The following is a 17,275-nucleotide window of genomic DNA, read 5'->3' on the forward strand; positions in this document are numbered from 1 at the left end:
CTAATCGTAATTTAGTAAGACTCTTCTTCATTAGGGAAATCCTGACTTTTTACATCATCCACGTATTGGGATATGGCATTGCTCATTTCATCATAAAGATTGAGATATCGCCTCAAAAATCTTGGATGGAACTCATGCGTCATCCCCAACATATCATGCACTACTAAAACCTGACCGTCTACGTGATTGCCAGCACCAATACCAATTATTGGAATGGAGACACTTTCTGCTACCTCTTTGGCCAGTTTTGCTGGGATTTTCTCCAAAACAATGGCAAAACAGCCCAATTTCTCCAATAATTTGGCGTCAGACTTCAATTTTTCAGCCTCTTCTTCTTCTTTGGCGCGTACAGTATATGTTCCAAATTTATAAATGGATTGTGGGGTAAGCCCCAAATGTCCCATCACGGGAATGCCTGCCTGAAGGATTCGTGTTACGGATTCCTTGATTTCACTGCCGCCCTCTACTTTAATGGCGTGGGCTCCACTTTCTTTCATGATCCGGATGGCCGAACGCAGGGCTTCCTTGGAATCGCTCTGGTAACTACCAAAAGGAATATCTACAACCACAAGTGCCCTTTTAGCAGCCCTGACCACGGAGGTGGCATGGTAGATCATTTGATCTAGGGTAATGGGCAAGGTGGTTTCGTGGCCCGCCATTACATTACTGGCGGAATCACCCACCAAAATGGCATCCACATTGGCGCCATCCACAATTTTGGCCATGGAATAATCGTAAGAGGTGAGCATACTGATTTTCTCACCGGTCTTTTTCATATCCACCAACGATTTTACCGTTACCCTTTTATATTCTTTTTTAGCTGTAGACATCGTATTTATATTTGATGGCTAAAAGTAAGCAGATTTGTTTAATTTAGGCTTCAATCAAAAAACTAATACCATGAGAAGACTGTTAAGTTGCGCAGTACTTTTTGCTTTGGGTACATTAGGATATGCCCAAGGACCCAATCCATCAAACGGAGGAGCTGAAAATCGGGTAAAGCAAGTGATCGAAACTTTTTTTGATGGTTTCCATAAGCAAGATTCAACCATTATCAAAAGCACTGTGGCCGACGAAATCGTATTGCAAACAACAGGAAGAAGCCATGAAGGAAAGACACTTTTTAAGACGGAAGAATTTTCAAAATTTTTAAAATCAATTGCCGGCATACCTGAAACTACCAAGTTTGAAGAAAAACTCACATCTTTTTCCATTCAAGTGGATAGAACTATGGCCAACGCATGGGTGGGTTACGAGTTTTGGTTGAACGGTAAGTTCAGTCATTGCGGTATCAATTCCTTCCAGCTCATCAATTTTGATGGGGAATGGAAAATCATCTACCTGATTGATACCAGGGGCAAGGAAGGTTGTATGGATTAACAATCACTCAAAAATACGCCTACGGCAAGCCCTCCTTCAGAGGTTTCCTTGTATTTGGAGCTCATATCCTTTGCGGTTTCCCACATGGTATTTACTACTTTGTCCAACGGTACCTTTACTTCACTTGGGTCTGTATCCAATGCCAATTCTGCTGCGTTGATGGCTTTAATGGCCCCCATGGCATTTCGTTCAATGCATGGAACCTGCACCAATCCTCCAATCGGGTCGCAAGTTAAGCCAAGATGATGCTCCATAGCGATTTCGGCAGCAATCAGTACTTGTTCGGGAGAACCGCCCATAAGTTCGGTGAGCCCCGCTGCGGCCATGGCCGAGGATACCCCAATTTCCGCTTGACAACCACCCATGGCTGCGGAAATGGTGGCACCTTTTTTAAAGATGCTCCCCACTTCGCTGGCGACCAATAAAAATTGTTTTACATCGTCAAAATTGGCATCGTGGTTTTCAATCACCATATAGTAGGTCAGAACGGCGGGGATTACACCTGCACTTCCGTTGGTGGGTGCGGTGACCACTCTTCCCAATGAAGCATTCACCTCGTTGACACTAAGGGCAAAACAGCTCACCCATTTAATGATCTGTCGGAATTTCACTTCTGTATCCCGGATGCTTTCCAACCATTCCTGTGGATTGGAGTAGGGGACGTCCCCTTTAAGTTTTTGATGCATTTCAAAAGCCCGCCGCTTTACGTTTAAACCGCCCGGTAGTTTACCTTCGGTGTGGCAGCCGATGTACATGGATTCCAGCATGGTGTTCCAAATTCTGGAAATTCCTTCGTTTATTTCTGGTTCCGTGCGCAGAGAAAGTTCGTTTTCCATCACAATTTGAGAGATGGACTTGTTTAGGGCATTACAGTGTTGAAGCAGTTCATTTCCAGTTCTTACAGGGTGAGGAAAGGTTTTAAAAGTTTCTTTGTTTTCTTTGGCGTGAATACGCTCTTCCTTCACCACAAATCCTCCACCGATTGAATAATAGGTTTCGGAGATTATTTCTCCGTTGGTCAGTTCGGCTTCAAACCGCATACCGTTGGCATGAAAAGGAAGGAATTCTTTCTTGAACACAATGTCATTCATAAAACTGAACGGAATCTCTCGCTTTCCACCAAAATTGAGTTTGTTATCGGCCTTGACGTCGTCTATTCTTCTTGAAATACTGTCAATATCAACAGTTTCAGGGTCAGTACCTAACAATCCCATTACCACGGCAATGTCAGTGGCATGTCCTTTTCCCGTGAGGCAAAGCGACCCGTACAGATACGCCTTAATGGATTGGACATCATCAAAAACCGCTTGTTCTTCAAGCTCAGCTATCCAACGTTCGGCGGCACGCCAAGGGCCCAAGGTGTGTGAGCTGGAGGGCCCAACACCGATCTTAAGCATATCAAACAAACTTATGCACTCCATAAACTCAATTTACAGTCTCAAATATAGGAAGCTAAAAGGGATAAAATGCGAATATTTAAATATCCAAATAGTTTTTTCAAAATTGATTAGAATACCTGCAATTTTTGCTTAGATTTTGAAAGGTTTTTATAATTGTATGACAGCTTGTCATATTCTTGGACGTGGCATAATCATTGACATTTTAAGAGCGAAACGAAAACGAATTTTTAAACAGATATAACTTTAGATACGATGAGCAAGATTATAGGTATAGACTTAGGTACGACCAACTCCTGCGTCTCTGTAATGGAAGGTAACGAGCCTGTGGTAATTCCAAATGCCGAAGGTAAGCGTACTACTCCATCGATGATTGCATTTGTTGAAGGTGGGGAGATCAAGGTCGGTGACCCTGCAAAAAGACAAGCCGTGACCAACCCTCACAAAACGATTTATTCCATTAAGCGATTTATGGGTAACAAGTACTCAGAATCCAGCAAGGAAGCCAAAAGGGTTCCTTATAAAGTGGTAAAAGGAGACAACGATACTCCTAGAGTGGATGTTGACGGACGCATGTACACACCTCAAGAACTTTCAGCGATGATTCTTCAGAAAATGAAGAAGACTGCTGAGGATTATTTGGGACAAGATGTAACCAGAGCGGTAATTACCGTTCCAGCATATTTTAACGATTCACAAAGACAGGCCACCAAAGAAGCTGGTGAAATTGCAGGTCTTACTGTGGAACGAATCATTAACGAGCCAACTGCTGCATCTTTGGCATACGGTCTCGATAAAAAGGACACAGACCAAAAAATAGTGGTATTCGACTTTGGTGGTGGTACGCACGATGTTTCCATTCTTGAATTGGGTGACGGTGTTTTTGAAGTATTGGCCACAGATGGTGATACCCACTTAGGTGGTGACGATGTTGACCAAAAAATTATTGATTGGTTGGCCGAAGAGTTCAAGAAAGATGAAGATATGGATCTTCGTGAAGACCCAATGGCGCTCCAGCGTTTAAGGGAAGCTGCAGAAAAGGCCAAAATCGAGTTGTCTTCTTCTGCACAGACAGAAATCAACTTGCCTTACGTTACAGCAACGTCTTCAGGACCAAAACACTTGGTAAGAACATTGTCCCGTTCCAAATTTGAGCAATTGATTGCCGATTTGGTAAGAAGAACAATCGAGCCCTGTGAGAAAGCATTGAAGTCTGCAGGACTTTCCAAAAGCGATATAGACGAGATTATCTTGGTAGGTGGTTCTACCCGTATTCCTGCGGTACAGGAAGCCGTTGAGAAATTCTTCGGTAAAAAACCATCCAAAGGTGTAAACCCAGATGAGGTGGTGGCCATTGGTGCCGCTATCCAAGGTGGTGTGTTGACGGGAGATGTAAAAGATGTACTTCTGTTGGATGTTACCCCACTTTCTTTGGGTATTGAAACTATGGGAAGCGTGTTCACTAAATTGATTGAGGCGAACACCACCATCCCAACCAAGAAATCACAGGTATTCTCTACCGCAGCGGACAATCAACCTTCGGTTGAAATCCACGTACTGCAAGGGGAAAGACCTATGGCGGCGGACAACAAAACTATTGGTAGATTCCACTTGGACGGTATTCCACCAGCACCAAGAGGTACACCTCAAATTGAAGTGACCTTTGATATTGATGCAAACGGAATCATCAAGGTTTCTGCAACCGATAAAGCTACTGGGAAGTCACAAGACATCCGAATCGAGGCATCTTCTGGATTGACCGAGGAAGAAATCGAAAAGATGAAAGCAGAAGCTGAGGCGAATGCCGAGGCGGATAAGAAAGCCAAGGAAACCGCTGATAAGCTGAACGAAGCCGATGCCATGATCTTCCAAACTGAAAAGCAATTGAGCGAGTTCGGCGATAAACTGTCCGACGACAAGAAAAAGCCGATCGAAGAGGCTTTGGAAGAATTGAAGAAAGCTTTTGAAGGCAAGGACTTAGCGGTTATAGAGCCAGCTTTGGAAAAAATCAACGAAGCTTGGAAAGTAGCTTCCGAAGAAATGTACAAAGCACAAGCTGAAGCACAAGGCGGCGCTGCGGGAGCAGGAGCTGCTGGAGCAGACGCAACCGGTGGCGATAGCGCTGGAAAGGGAGCCTCTGAAGGAGACAACGTGGAAGACGTTGACTTCGAAGAAGTGAAATAAGCTTACTTAATTTATATAAATAGAAAAACCCTGACGATTTCGTCAGGGTTTTTTGTTTAGTCGAAGTTTCCGGTTTAAGCCGCATTCAATTGCTGCATCTCCATCTCTTTGAGCTTGCGCAAAGCTTCGGATTTTGAATTCACGTTAAGCTTTACATAAATGTTCTGAATGTGGAAGTTGACTGCGCTGGGAGTAACAAAAAGCTTGTCAGCAATCATTTTATAGGTAAACCCCTGGGTAAGGAGTTCAATGATTTGGTTTTCCTTTTTCGAGAACACCTCAAAAGACTTTGTTTGGAAAGAACCGATGATTTTTTTGGCTACATCCAGTTCCAAAGCAATGCCGTGTTGGTTAAGCGTGTCCAAAGCATTGAACAATCTGTCTTTGGTCATTGGTTTGATCAGGTAGCCGTTAGCTCCATTTTTAAAGGCTTCTTTAATGAGTTTGAAGTCGTTTTTTTGGCTCATAACCAATACCTTTAGGTCTTTGTTTTTACGATAAAAGTACTCAAGACCGTCAATGCCCGAAATTCCATTGAGCATAGCTTCGCAGATAATAATATCTGGATGTGAGCGTCCAAAATTGGACAACAAGCCTTGAACCGAACTGAAAGTGCCGAGAAGTTCGTAAGCTTCGTTTTCCTCAAAATACTGATTGTAAATGCCGCCGATAGCATCATCATTGTCGATAATGGCAATTTTTAATGGTTTTTTTTCCATGATAAGAAAGATTTGGGGGATTAATACTTTTACATAATTGTATTGTAGGTTAAGTTTTAGGACATAATGTTGTCCTGCTTCACATTATTGAAGTTGGGATAAACAAATGGAAAACCATTGCTTTGCGCTTTGGAGCAAAAACAATCACAGATCCATTTAAAAGTTTACTTCAATAATGGGTGTAATCCCTAAAAAGGGATTGACTGCTATAATTTGTGTTTAGTTGAGGTGTTGCCTCATCAAAAAAAGTAAGGTAAAAAGAGGTTTTGGGACGCCTTTTTTTCGAGTGTTGTAGTTCTTGTTCATGACATAATAGATTTGGGATTGTATTATTTCAAGGGTTAAATTAGAATTTTTTAACAATTGAAAGTGATTTTTGTAGTTATTTTCGTTCAAATGCACTTCTGAAAGATTCGGTTTGCTTGAAATTAAGAAGGGTAGGAGCTATCTTTTAAACTCTAAATAATTGTATTTCAGATTTTTTGCATAAAAAAATAGGATGCCGTCCCATCAGCATCCTATTCTTGGTGTAAATCGGTCAGATTGAAATAATACAACCCGCTTTCTATGATAGTCTGTCAGTTTCCCCCTGTCTTTCTTATCATTGCCATGAGTGTTTCTAAGTTCGGCTATGAAACAACATCATAAGACACTTTTCAGGTTTTTTTGACCGATTCAATAAGTAGTTTATTCTTCGTCTTGGAATGAGGTACCTACATATTCGTAGGCCTCATTGTTCATAACAGTCTCTAGTTCCTCATCGTTCTTAGCAACATCGTTGTATTGATCCTGCTTCTTTGAACGTCCATAAGCAACAGTATATTGTGATATGGTGTTGTTGAATCCTCTGTTGGATACTACAAACCCTAATTTTTTCTCTGGGCTCAATTGAATGGCATACTCATCGCTATTGCTGTTGATGTGCGCACCTAAGTTTACAGCTGTGGTAAGCGTGTTCTTGACCACTTGCGAAGCATAAAGGTCCAATCCGCCATATCCACCTCTTCCTTCGGAGGCAAAGAACAATAAGGTTTCGTTGTATATGCTAGGGTAAAGCTCGTCTTCTTTGGTGTTTACCTTTGGTCCAAGATTTTTAGATACACCAAGGCTCCCATCTGCAGCGATATCGGCTACATAAATGTCGTATTTTCCAAAAGTTCCCTTCATGTTGGATGCAAAGAACAAGCGAGATCCATCGGCAGTAACTGTTGGGTGTTTGGCCGAATAATATTTTGGACATACATCCAATTTCGTAATATTGGTCCATTCGCCATTTACTTTCTCGGCACGGTAAACATGGTACACCAATTCTTTTTTGGAGAACACACCATAAAGGGGCTTTTCGTAAACACCCTTACTAAAGTATGCCGTTTTTCCGTCTTCGGTAATGGACATGTTTGGTTCGTATCCATCAATAGAGGAAACACTACCATTCATAGTGTCGTTGATTATTTTTTCATTAGCCTGTGCAAAAGTAGGTTGACTGGCTAGTATTGTTCCTGAAACAAGTAGACTGTAAATAATAGATCGTGTCATGATGTATAGATTTGGGGGTTAATACATTACAAAGGTCAAAAACAATTGGAGCGAATACTTATCAATTTTTCACAGGTTTTTACTTTTAACGACGAAAAAGTGTATTTCAACGAATATTTTTTCGACGTTTAACACATCTAAATCATTTAAAATGCGTTTGAACGTTCTTTTGTGTGTTTTAACGGGCTGATTTAATTATAGAAATAAAGGTCAATTTTGTCAGCATAAAGGTTTTGTATATGTATTTTGATGGTATCCACGATATTTTTTGCATTTTAAATCATACAAATTGAATTAACTTCGCTTTTTTTGATAAATACCTTCTATTATTTGGAAGCTATTTTCATAAACTTTTTAAAGTAACCCCAAACCTAGATAGTACCTCCATTGAATATTACCATTGAAAATATCATCTTAATCGGTTCTGTACTCTTACTGATCAGTATTTTGGCTGGTAAAACGAGTTATCGTTTTGGTGTACCCACCCTTTTGTTGTTTTTGACCATAGGGATGCTTGCGGGGTCGGACGGTATAGGTGGTATTTATTTTGACAACCCAAGAATTACACAGTTTATCGGCGTGGTCTCCCTAAACTTCATTCTTTTCTCAGGAGGCCTGGACACAAACTGGCAATCGGTAAAACCCGTACTTCGAGAAGGAATTGCACTTTCAACCGTAGGTGTATTGCTCACGGCGGTGGGTCTGGGGTATTTTGTTTATTTGATTACCGACTTTGGCCTTTATGAAAGTTTGTTGTTAGGTGCCATTGTATCATCTACCGATGCCGCTGCGGTTTTTTCCATTTTAAGGGGTAAGAATCTGGCTTTAAAAAAGAACTTAAGGCCCACCCTGGAACTTGAGAGTGGAAGTAACGACCCCATGGCCTATGTACTTACCATTGCTTTTTTGACGCTTGTACAGTTCCCCGAGAAAAATATTGTATCTGTTTTGCCCATGTTTTTCCTTCAAATGATATTGGGTGGAGCGGCAGGATTCCTATTTGGGAAACTCAGTAAAATTATAATAAACAAGATTAGGTTGGATTTTGAGGGACTTTACCCCGTGCTTACCATAGCCCTAATGTTCATTACCTTTTCCGCAACGGATTTTATAGGAGGCAATGGTTTCTTGGCCATTTATATATGTTCGGTTTACTTGGGCAATCAAAATTTAATTCACAAGAAAACCATTATGCGAATGTTTGATGGCTTGGCTTGGTTAATGCAAATTGTACTTTTCCTAACATTGGGGTTATTGGTATTTCCCACTCAAATTGTTCCTTATATGGGAATAGGTTTGTTAATCTCTTTGTTCCTGATTTTTGTCGCCCGTCCGTTGGCGGTTTTTATCTCCCTTATGCCATTTAGGATGAAGCTGAGGCGAAGGTTTTATATTTCCTGGGTAGGTTTGCGTGGAGCAGTACCCATTGTATTTGCCACCTACCCACTTTTGGCGGGTATTGAAAAGGCCAACATTATATTCAATATTGTGTTTTTTGTCTCTTTGACCTCGGTACTGATTCAAGGTAGTACGTTGTCCATTGTGGCAAAATGGTTGCATGTTGGGCTGCCCGAAAGTGCCAAGCCCCTTTCACCAACGGACGAACTGTTGTCCGAGCACCCCAAAGCCATCATGAAGGAAATTACGATTGGGGAATCGTGTCCGGCCATGGGGGAGAAAATCGTAAACCTGAACTTTCCCAAAAAAGCGATCATTGCAATGATAGTGCGTGATGGCAATTACATTACCCCAAATGGGTTAACAGAGATAAAGGCAAATGATAAATTGGTGGTACTTACGGACAAACCAGAGATCTTGGAGAAAGTTTACGCATCACTCGCATTGTCCAAATCTGAAGCTTTGGATGGCATCGAGGATTGATTTTTTTCTTTGCACTGCATAGCATTTATAGTTTTTATTTTGAAGATTTATTAATTGTATTAAATTTGCAGCTTCAAAAAATGAGCAAGTCCTCAGTTACATATCATTTTGTATTGCCAGTGGCGACTCCGCCCTAAAGCATCTCCCTTATTGGACATCATCGTCCAAAGCATTTTCAGTATAATATTTTTTACCTCATACGGTTTTGACCGTTTGGTCTTGACCATCATCCACGATTATTATGAAACAATATTTAAAACTATTTGATTTTTCACAGAAAGTAAACTATAAGACCGAGGTGCTTTCAGGGCTTACCGTTGCCATAGCATTGGTTCCCGAAGCTGTGGCTTTTGCCTTAATTGCGGGCTTGTCCCCCTTGGTCGGGCTGTACGCCGCTTTTGTCATGGGATTGGTGACCTCTATTTTTGGTGGTAGGCCAGGGATGATCTCTGGGGCAACAGGTGCCGTTGCAGTAGTCATTGTTGCTTTGGCAAGTAGTCACGGAGTAGAATATGTGTTTGCCACAGTGGTATTGGCGGGTATCCTTCAAGTCCTTGCTGGGACTTTGAGGCTGGGTACGTTAATGCGATTGGTGCCATTACCTGTGGTATATGGTTTCGTAAATGGTCTGGCCATCATCATCTTTATGTCCCAATTGGATCAGTTCAAGGGTCCCTCAGGTAATTGGCTCACAGGCAATGCACTGTACATTATTTTGGGACTTGTGGTTTTGACTATGCTGATCATCTGGGGGCTGCCCAAGATCACGAAGGCATTCCCGGCATCCTTGGCCGCTATTTTGGTGGTTTTTGGTATTGTGGTCGCTTTTGGTATAGATACCAAGACGGTTGGGGACATTGCATCCATAAAAGGTGGATTTCCCCCGTTCCATATCCCTGAAATTCCCTTCACATTGGAAACCTTGACGCTTATTTTTCCCTATGCGGCCATTGTGGCCGGTGTTGGTTTGATAGAAAGCTTGCTGACCTTGGAACTTATCGACGAGATTACCGAGACCAGGGGGCGTACCAACAAAGAGGCCGCTGCACAAGGGGTGGCGAATATCGTTTCTGGACTGTTCTCTGGAATGGGCGGATGTGCCATGTTGGGACAAAGTTTGATCAACATATCCAACGGGGCGCGTGCTCGACTATCCGGAATTATTGCTTCAGTAGCACTGCTTATCTTTATCATGTTCGGCGCACCCTTGATAGAAAAATTGCCCATGGCCGCCTTGACCGGGCTAATGATAATGGTGGCCATCGGAACGTTTGAGTGGGTAAGCTTTAAAGTGCTCGATAAATACCCCAAATCGGATATCATCGTCATGGTCATCGTGATACTTGTAACGGTATTTTTGCACAACTTGGCCCTTGCCGTTTTAATCGGGGTCGTGATATCTGCTTTGGTCTATGCCTGGGGCAACGCCAAACGCATCCGTGCCAGAAAACGAATCGACGAAAAGGGCATCAAGCATTACGAAATTTATGGCCCCCTGTTCTTTGGTTCCATTAAAATGTTCAATGAAAAGTTCGACGTGCTCAACGACCCCAAGGAAATCATCATCGACTTTAGGGAAAGCCGTATTGTGGATATGTCTGCAATCGAGGCGGTGAACAAGCTTACCGAACGGTACCACAAAGTGGACAAAAAGGTATATATTACCAATCTATCGAGCGCGAGTCATAAGCTGTTGATCAAGGCAGACAAGATGATCAATGTCAATGTCTTGGAATAACCAGCGGGTGGCTGTCTCAAACGATAAGAGTGTGAAAGATGCAGCCCTTTGGGAGGCCGAACGTCGCTAAAGAAAGCTGAAATTGGTACTGGGCAAGGTCAACAAAACGGATTTTGGCATTTGACGTATATGCAGGTGGCCCATTCCCGAAGGCCGCCTTATGATTCGCCCTGAGAGTGTACTCTGCGTAAAGTGCGCTATATGAGCTTACCCGATTTTTGTTCCATTTTTCACTTCCCTTTCCGGTTGGATCAGCGTTACCTCCCCATTTCCGCCAACACCTCCTAAAACAAGACACTCGCTCATTATGTTGGCAATTTGTTTAGGGGGAAAGTTGACCACGGCCACTACTTGTTTTCCTGAAAGTTCGTCAGGGGTGTATAGCTTTGTGACCTGCGCAGAGGTTTTTCTTTTGCCGATGTCGCCAAAATCGATGATCATTTTATAGGCAGGATTTCTCGCTTCCTGAAAAATTTCAGCTTCAATAATGGTTCCTATTCGCATCTCTACCTTTGTAAAGTCACTCCAAGATAGATCGTAGGGTATTTTCTTGCCCATTTTCAAATAATTTATCCCAAAAGTAAAAAACAGGACCAACGGGGTATTATAAATCAGAATAATTATTGTGAGGAATATGGGAACGGTGCAGCCAAACCAAAATCACACAGCAAACAAAAGTAATCCATGCGAGAAGGAACAATGTGCCTCCATCGTTTTGGACAACTACCCCTAATTTGGTAAAATGCAAAAAAATGGCACCGCCCATTATAAAAATACCCAACAACGCGCCCAGCCAAGTGGTTTTAGGGACAAAAATAAGAATGGCCACTATAAGTTCCAATATGCCCAAGCCTATTCGTCCCCAAGGCTCTAGTCCCAATGTTTTAAAAATATAAACGGATTCGGGGGCTGCGGAAAACTTATAAAATAAGGTCTGTAATAAGATAACTGCAGGGATAATTCTCAAAATTGTAGTTGCTATGGACTTAATTGTCATAATATTATTGATTGGTTTATTTGGTGAATTGGTCGTTGTTTTATCGTTTAAATAACCTTTATCTAAGAAGTATGGGGAAATGAGGGGCAACTTTTAAACGCAGGAATTAGAAATACTTTCTTTTAAAAAGTTAATTTTATCGGCATGAAATATTTGTTCAGAGCCTCAATATTGCCCGTATTTTTTTTGATGTCCTGCTCGCAGGAAGTATGGTTGACAGGCACTTTAAACATGACGGATGGAGCCGATTGGAAGCCGATGGTATATTTGGTGCAACCTGAAAAATTTAATGAAATCGGGCAAAGCTTTACAGCCCAAATCTTGGATTCGGCCAAAGTAAATGGCAAAGGCCAATTTCAATTTGTGAATTCGCCGGGATTTCAAGAGCCAGTATTGCTTAAAGTCGTGGTCCAAAGAAAGAATGAAAAGTTTCCCAATAGGTTGATTAACCAAAACCCTGAAACAGATAATTATTTTCCATTGGTTTACGAACCCAATGCTAAAATTAAAATAGATGCAGCTATGGCTAGTTTTCAAAGTTCTTTTTCCTTGGAGCAGCCGTCTCAGGCAAATAAAGCCATGCTGCAATTAAGGGACCAGCGAATGGCCGCTTTTAAAAAGTATTTAAAAGGGAAAGCAAGCGAACAAAATTTTGATGACAATTTATTGGAGCGCGAAAAAAATCTCCGTTCTTATCAAGAAGAGTTAATCCATTTTTCGGATTCCACTGAAGAATTATTACCAGCTTTGATGGCCTTGCGGTGGGCAAGTCCCGAAGGGGATTATGAACGCATTGCTGAATCTGTTTATGCACAGGCCCAAAAATGGAATGCCATATTCCCTGAACATGATTGGGTAAGGGAACTTGTTTCCGTGACCGATAAGGGAGAGCTTCCCATTTTGATCGGAGATACAATGCCCGAGTTACAATTCCCTATGAAGAATGGGGAAGATGTTTCATTGCAAGAACTAATCAATGGTAAGAAATTAATTCTGCTGGATGTTTGGGCATCTTGGTGTGCTCCATGCAGGGTGGAGAACCGAGATATTTTGGTGCCCCTTTGGGAAAGATATAACTCCCAAAATTTTCAGATTGTTGCTTATGCTTTGGAAAGCAGCAAAAAAGCATGGGAAAATGCCATTGAGAAGGACGGAGCCCACCGATGGTTGCATGCTTCTCATTTGGAGGGCGATCAAAATCCTTTTATGGATGCATTGCGTTTAAAAACGATTCCGGCTAATTTTCTACTGGATGAAGAGGGCAGGGTACTGGCAAAAAACCTTCATGGGAAGGATTTGATTGATTTTGTGGACGATTATATGGAGAAGAATTAAACTATCAATCTTTTAGATTGACTTTTTTTAAAATAAAAAACCCCGATAATTATCGGGGCTCTTCTATAATTAAATCTAGAATTTATTAGTTGCCACCATCGGTAGAACCATCATCAGTATTTTCACCTTCGGTAGCTTCAGGATCCACTTCCAATACAAAATCTTGAGTGGTAATGTTGGCAGCATCAACCTGTACATCCAATGTGTCGCTTGCCAAATAACCATCAAGCTCAGCTACTACTTTGTACATACCGGCCTTAAGTCCAAGGATGGCATAGTTGCCATCTACATCGGTAAAGGAGGTTGTATTCAAGGTATCTGCAGCAATTACAGAGATTTGGGCGCCTTCCAAGGCAACTGACGCTTCTTCTTCAACGGTACTTACATTACCAGAAAGTGTACCCGAGGTAGAAAGGTTACTTGCTTTGATCACTGGGGTAAAATTGAATCCGTTGATTCCTGCTGGCGTGCTAATGTCACCTTTGGCAACAAAGGATTGACTTACATCAAAATCCAACAACAAATCGGAAGAAAGGCCACCGGCAACCGTGATGGCTGGGTCAACAAAAACCTTTATTCCAGAGGCATCACCACTAGGAACTTTTAAATCGTAAACGGTTCCATCGGTCAAAACCACATTTACTCCCTTTACATAAATACGAATTAGGTCGTACGACCCTGTGGGAACATCTATCTCCGCCAATTTTTCTGTTAATCCATTGGTAAGTTCCAAAAGGTTTACTTCAATTTCTTCTTCCATTAGTGTAATGAAAGGAGAACCATCGTCGTCATCGGCATCATCATCATCAGAGTTGTCATCATCATCAGAGTTGTCATCTGAGTTATCGTCGGAACTATTGTCTGAATCATCTTCAGAATCATCGTTCATATCATCGGAATCGTCTTCATCGCCGTCCACTAGGCGAGCTTCAACTTTATAAACGGTTACATTGGCCTCGGCCATTAGTTCATAGGGAAAAGGAGCATCCGTTAATTGTACCGATAATGTACCGGTACTTTCAGCATTTCCTGATCCTTGACCTTCACCATCTGAGCAGCCCATTATAATCAGGGCCAGCGTCATTAGTAAACTAAAAATTAACTTTGTTCTCATAGTATGGGGTTTTTAAATTTTTCAGGGCATAACTATCCCTGTTCTGATTTTATATGTATAAAACAACCAAAGGTTAAAAAACCCTACTTTTTAATGAAAAAAAATTTTTTTATCGATAAAAGGCACTTAAAAACCTTATGAGAAATGCTTTATTCTGCAACATTAATTTTTGTAGATAAAGTTGGGAGCTTGTTGATATTGAAAGGTGGTATCGGTCAAAATTTCCATTTCCTTTGTTTCCCAATTCATCAAACCAATATGAAACTGTTGTTCATCATCAAAAAGTTCCATGGCCAGCCATTTACCATCTGGGCTCCAATCATGCCATCCTTCGTTCTCGCTATTTTCTGTCAATTTCCATGTTTTATTGCCATCTAAGCTCACGGCATATAAACTGTACTTTCCGTTCTGTTTGCTTTGATAAGAGATGAAGTTTTCTGTAGGGTGTAATTTTGGGGCTCCCGCTCTGTAATCAAACTTCCCTGCAGTGGTGTCCTTTTGGGGGTAATGGGTCAATTGTTTAAGGTTTTGGCCGTCTTCATCTATAATATATAGTTCCTCATCAAAACCATCAATATGTTTTTCCACAGCTTTGCCGCCCCTAAACACTATTTGCTTTCCATCATTAACGAACAAAGGGTCTGCGGCAAAAGGTAAACCGGTATCCAACCGATTGATGATTTTCCCATTTCTGTCAAGAATATAAAATGTGGATTCGGTAATCAGTTTTGGCTTTACAATGAGTTCATCTCCATCTTTTCTAGAGCTCATCCAGCTATCGGCCAATTCCAAATCGCTGACTTTCTTTGGATTTTCTCCTTTAAAGTTGCTTTTGTACAAAAAATAGCAACGCTTGCAGGCACCTCTGTCAGAAATAAAATACAAAGTGTCCTCGTAAGAATAATAGGTCCACTCTACATTATAAAGGTCTGTGATGTTTTTTTTGTTGGAACCATCAAGATTCATAGAGTAAACCTCGTAATTATCAATATCAACATCCCTTAAAACATTGTAAACCAGCCCCAATTCTTGTGGGGAAGTGTCCTTTTTTGAATTACAGGACAGCAGTAACACTAGAATTCCGAGAATAGTAACTCCTTTACCCATGATGAAATTAGTTTGTTTAAAGTTTTTAGGGGTTGAATTTACTAAACTCTTAGAATTTTTAAAATGATGTTTGACCTTATGCTCTAGCGCTACTGTAGTATTTCTTTTTTAACCAGAATGAAACCTTTACCAATAAAATGAGTGCAGGCACCTCTACCAATGGACCGATTACCCCAGCAAAGGCCTGTCCGGAATTTAAACCAAATACGGCAATGGCAACCGCAATGGCCAATTCAAAATTGTTTCCCGCAGCTGTGAACGCCACTGAAGCCGTTTTGTCGTATTCGGCACCCATTGCTTTGGTGGTGAAAAATCCGATAATGAACATCAAGGCAAAATAAATCAATAACGGCACGGCTATGATCAAAACATCCATAGGAATTTCAACGATCAATTCACCTTTTAACGAAAACATGATTACAATGGTTAACAAGAGGGCAATCAATGTAATAGGAGAAATAACAGGGATAAACTTTTCCGTATACCAAGCTTCGCCTTTTAGCCTCACCAGAATTTGTCGACTCAAAATTCCCATTATAAATGGAATTCCAAGATAAATGGCCACGCTCTCGGCAATGGTTCCGATGGAGATGTCGACGATAGCCCCATCAAACCCAAAATAGGGTGGGAGTACGGTGATGAAAATCCAAGCGTAAAAGCTATAGGCAAATACTTGAAAAACACTGTTCAACGCCACCAATCCTGCGCCATATTCGCTGCTGCCTTCGGCCAATTCGTTCCAGACCAGCACCATAGCGATGCACCGAGCCAAACCAATTAAAATAAGTCCGACCATGTACTCTGGATAATCCCGTAAAAAGATAATGGCCAAAGCAAACATTAAAATAGGGCCTACAATCCAATTCAAAATGAGTGAAATGGACAAGATTTTGGTGTTTTTGAATACCTTGGGCAGCAAGGAGTATTTCACCTTCGCCAAAGGCGGGTACATCATTAAAATTAATCCAATGGCAATGGGAATATTTGTTGTTCCACTGCTGAAGGAGTTGACAAAATCGGGAAAACTTGGAAAAAAGTAACCGATTCCAACCCCAAATATCATCGCCACAAAAATCCAAAGGGTCAGGTTTCTATCTAAAAAGCTCAATTTTTTGGTTGCCATTACTTTTTTATTTGGGAAAAGACATAAAACATTTCGGTAGCGATTTGTTTGCTTCGCTCGCTGTACTTTTCAGCTTGTTGGGATGTGCCGTCAAACGCTTTGGGGTCTTCGTAAGTGATTGGAATCCGTTTTTCGGCTCCGGGCACAAACGGACACCCTTCGTCAGCCTGAGAGCAGGTCATTATGGCTGCAAAATCCGATTTCGGGTTGAAATCATCATCCATTCTTTTGGAAAAACCTATCACGGGATGTTCATTCTCCGAAAACTTGATGCTGTACACGGGGTCCTTTCCTTCGGAAAGTGTCTTTACCTCAAAACCAGTGTTTGCCAAGGTAGACGCCACCATTGGGAATAGGGCGGTAGCTTCTGTTCCTCCAGAGTAGCAGGTAACGTTTTCTATTCCAAATTGATGCGCCATGGTCTGTGCCCAGATTTGGGACAAATGGCTCCGCCGGGAATTGTGCGTACAGATAAAATTGATGTGTATGGATTTTCCGTCATCTACCTTTTGCTGGATGTAACCAACAAGCGACGATAAGGTTTGTTTTCGCTCTACTGTGATGGATTGTGTATCCAAATTGGAGACAAAATCGGTCAATACTTTAAAAAGTGCCATATTGTTTTGGGTGTTATAAATTTATAGAAGCTCCCCTCTCAAGTCTCCCCAAGAGGAGAAGTTTCCCTCCTTTGGAGAGCCTGTCCCGAACCTGTTTCGGGAGATTAAGGGAGTACTTGATACCGGATACGACAAAGAATTTTCTTT

Annotated in this window: 16 protein-coding genes; 6 read left to right on the plus strand and 10 right to left on the minus strand. The window is 41.5% G+C overall.

Going from position 1 to position 17,275, the window contains the following annotated elements; genetic code table 11:
- Positions 1–11: 11 nt before the first annotated feature.
- Entirely contained in the window at positions 12–830 is an 819-nt protein-coding gene (gene panB, locus VM932_RS13880) for a 3-methyl-2-oxobutanoate hydroxymethyltransferase (RefSeq protein WP_326279393.1), read from the minus strand.
- A gap of 70 nt (positions 831–900) precedes the next feature.
- On the opposite strand from panB, the gene VM932_RS13885 reads away from it, so the two are divergent.
- Positions 901–1,380, plus strand: coding sequence for a nuclear transport factor 2 family protein (locus VM932_RS13885; protein ID WP_326279395.1), 480 nt, complete (start codon positions 901–903; stop codon positions 1,378–1,380).
- On the opposite strand, the gene VM932_RS13890 is transcribed toward VM932_RS13885, so the two are convergent.
- Positions 1,377–2,801, minus strand: coding sequence for an L-serine ammonia-lyase (locus tag VM932_RS13890; RefSeq protein WP_326279396.1), 1,425 nt, complete (start codon positions 2,799–2,801; stop codon positions 1,377–1,379). The genes VM932_RS13885 and VM932_RS13890 overlap by 4 nt on opposite strands.
- A gap of 231 nt (positions 2,802–3,032) precedes the next feature.
- Between VM932_RS13890 and dnaK the strand changes: the two genes are divergently transcribed.
- The gene (dnaK, locus tag VM932_RS13895; RefSeq protein ID WP_326279398.1) at positions 3,033–4,961 is read left to right on the plus strand and encodes a molecular chaperone DnaK; all 1,929 of its coding nucleotides are present in this window, start codon (positions 3,033–3,035) and stop codon (positions 4,959–4,961) included.
- Between the two features lie 74 nt (positions 4,962–5,035).
- Here the strand turns inward: dnaK and VM932_RS13900 are convergent, their stop codons facing one another.
- Both VM932_RS13900 and VM932_RS13905 read right to left on the minus strand, forming a co-directional pair.
- On the minus strand, positions 5,036–5,680 hold the full coding sequence (locus VM932_RS13900; protein WP_326279400.1) for a response regulator transcription factor: 645 nt from the start codon (positions 5,678–5,680) through the stop codon (positions 5,036–5,038).
- Between the two features lie 687 nt (positions 5,681–6,367).
- Positions 6,368–7,216 carry a TolB-like translocation protein gene (locus tag VM932_RS13905; protein ID WP_326279402.1) on the minus strand — a complete coding sequence of 283 codons (849 nt, stop codon included), beginning with the start codon at positions 7,214–7,216 and terminating at the stop codon, positions 6,368–6,370.
- Positions 7,217–7,603: 387 nt separating this feature from the next.
- Between VM932_RS13905 and VM932_RS13910 the strand changes: the two genes are divergently transcribed.
- From VM932_RS13910 to VM932_RS16790, 3 genes are all read left to right on the plus strand, one after another.
- Positions 7,604–9,097 (plus strand): potassium/proton antiporter, encoded by a 1,494-nt coding sequence (locus tag VM932_RS13910; RefSeq protein ID WP_326279404.1) that lies wholly within the window; start codon positions 7,604–7,606, stop codon positions 9,095–9,097.
- Between the two features lie 241 nt (positions 9,098–9,338).
- Positions 9,339–10,835, plus strand: a complete 1,497-nt coding sequence (locus tag VM932_RS13915) for a SulP family inorganic anion transporter (protein ID WP_326279405.1) — start codon at positions 9,339–9,341, stop codon at positions 10,833–10,835.
- Positions 10,836–10,962: 127 nt separating this feature from the next.
- A complete protein-coding gene (locus VM932_RS16790; protein ID WP_428979751.1) occupies positions 10,963–11,040 on the plus strand; it encodes a TraR/DksA C4-type zinc finger protein in 78 nt (25 codons plus the stop codon).
- Between the two features lie 2 nt (positions 11,041–11,042).
- Here the strand turns inward: VM932_RS16790 and VM932_RS13920 are convergent, their stop codons facing one another.
- Positions 11,043–11,393, minus strand: a complete 351-nt coding sequence (locus VM932_RS13920) for a tRNA-binding protein (RefSeq protein WP_326279406.1) — start codon at positions 11,391–11,393, stop codon at positions 11,043–11,045.
- Positions 11,394–11,439: 46 nt separating this feature from the next.
- On the minus strand, positions 11,440–11,832 hold the full coding sequence (locus tag VM932_RS13925; RefSeq protein ID WP_326279408.1) for a DoxX family membrane protein: 393 nt from the start codon (positions 11,830–11,832) through the stop codon (positions 11,440–11,442).
- A gap of 144 nt (positions 11,833–11,976) precedes the next feature.
- Between VM932_RS13925 and VM932_RS13930 the strand changes: the two genes are divergently transcribed.
- The gene (locus tag VM932_RS13930; protein ID WP_326279409.1) at positions 11,977–13,167 is read left to right on the plus strand and encodes a TlpA family protein disulfide reductase; all 1,191 of its coding nucleotides are present in this window, start codon (positions 11,977–11,979) and stop codon (positions 13,165–13,167) included.
- 85 nt (positions 13,168–13,252) lie between these two features.
- Here VM932_RS13930 and VM932_RS13935 read toward each other — a convergent pair whose 3' ends face one another.
- The 4 genes from VM932_RS13935 to VM932_RS13950 form a co-directional block, all read right to left on the minus strand.
- Complete coding sequence (locus tag VM932_RS13935; RefSeq protein ID WP_326279411.1) at positions 13,253–14,281, minus strand: DUF4382 domain-containing protein; 1,029 nt, start codon at positions 14,279–14,281, stop codon at positions 13,253–13,255.
- 162 nt (positions 14,282–14,443) lie between these two features.
- The gene (locus tag VM932_RS13940; RefSeq protein ID WP_293163717.1) at positions 14,444–15,388 is read right to left on the minus strand and encodes a TolB family protein; all 945 of its coding nucleotides are present in this window, start codon (positions 15,386–15,388) and stop codon (positions 14,444–14,446) included.
- 76 nt (positions 15,389–15,464) lie between these two features.
- On the minus strand, positions 15,465–16,511 hold the full coding sequence (gene arsB, locus VM932_RS13945) for an ACR3 family arsenite efflux transporter (protein ID WP_326279414.1): 1,047 nt from the start codon (positions 16,509–16,511) through the stop codon (positions 15,465–15,467).
- The gene (locus tag VM932_RS13950; RefSeq protein ID WP_326279415.1) at positions 16,511–17,128 is read right to left on the minus strand and encodes an arsenate-mycothiol transferase ArsC; all 618 of its coding nucleotides are present in this window, start codon (positions 17,126–17,128) and stop codon (positions 16,511–16,513) included. The genes arsB and VM932_RS13950 overlap by 1 nt, the downstream gene beginning before the upstream one ends.
- Between the last annotated feature and the right edge of the window lie 147 nt (positions 17,129–17,275).

The sequence above is a fragment of the Flagellimonas halotolerans genome (assembly GCF_035818535.1).
GTDB classification, from domain to species: domain Bacteria; phylum Bacteroidota; class Bacteroidia; order Flavobacteriales; family Flavobacteriaceae; genus Flagellimonas; species Flagellimonas halotolerans.

What these genes read in the sequence shown, in the direction of transcription:
- panB (WP_326279393.1), bottom strand. Translation starts at nt 830, where the DNA reads ATGTCTACAGCTAAAAAAGAATATAAAAGGGTAACGGTAAAATCGTTG.
- VM932_RS13885 (WP_326279395.1), top strand. Translation starts at nt 901, where the DNA reads ATGAGAAGACTGTTAAGTTGCGCAGTACTTTTTGCTTTGGGTACATTA.
- VM932_RS13890 (WP_326279396.1), bottom strand. Translation starts at nt 2,801, where the DNA reads ATGGAGTGCATAAGTTTGTTTGATATGCTTAAGATCGGTGTTGGGCCC.
- dnaK (WP_326279398.1), top strand. Translation starts at nt 3,033, where the DNA reads ATGAGCAAGATTATAGGTATAGACTTAGGTACGACCAACTCCTGCGTC.
- VM932_RS13900 (WP_326279400.1), bottom strand. Translation starts at nt 5,680, where the DNA reads ATGGAAAAAAAACCATTAAAAATTGCCATTATCGACAATGATGATGCT.
- VM932_RS13905 (WP_326279402.1), bottom strand. Translation starts at nt 7,216, where the DNA reads ATGACACGATCTATTATTTACAGTCTACTTGTTTCAGGAACAATACTA.
- VM932_RS13915 (WP_326279405.1), top strand. Translation starts at nt 9,339, where the DNA reads ATGAAACAATATTTAAAACTATTTGATTTTTCACAGAAAGTAAACTAT.
- VM932_RS13920 (WP_326279406.1), bottom strand. Translation starts at nt 11,393, where the DNA reads ATGGGCAAGAAAATACCCTACGATCTATCTTGGAGTGACTTTACAAAG.
- VM932_RS13925 (WP_326279408.1), bottom strand. Translation starts at nt 11,832, where the DNA reads ATGACAATTAAGTCCATAGCAACTACAATTTTGAGAATTATCCCTGCA.
- VM932_RS13930 (WP_326279409.1), top strand. Translation starts at nt 11,977, where the DNA reads ATGAAATATTTGTTCAGAGCCTCAATATTGCCCGTATTTTTTTTGATG.
- VM932_RS13935 (WP_326279411.1), bottom strand. Translation starts at nt 14,281, where the DNA reads ATGAGAACAAAGTTAATTTTTAGTTTACTAATGACGCTGGCCCTGATT.
- VM932_RS13940 (WP_293163717.1), bottom strand. Translation starts at nt 15,388, where the DNA reads ATGGGTAAAGGAGTTACTATTCTCGGAATTCTAGTGTTACTGCTGTCC.
- arsB (WP_326279414.1), bottom strand. Translation starts at nt 16,511, where the DNA reads ATGGCAACCAAAAAATTGAGCTTTTTAGATAGAAACCTGACCCTTTGG.
- VM932_RS13950 (WP_326279415.1), bottom strand. Translation starts at nt 17,128, where the DNA reads ATGGCACTTTTTAAAGTATTGACCGATTTTGTCTCCAATTTGGATACA.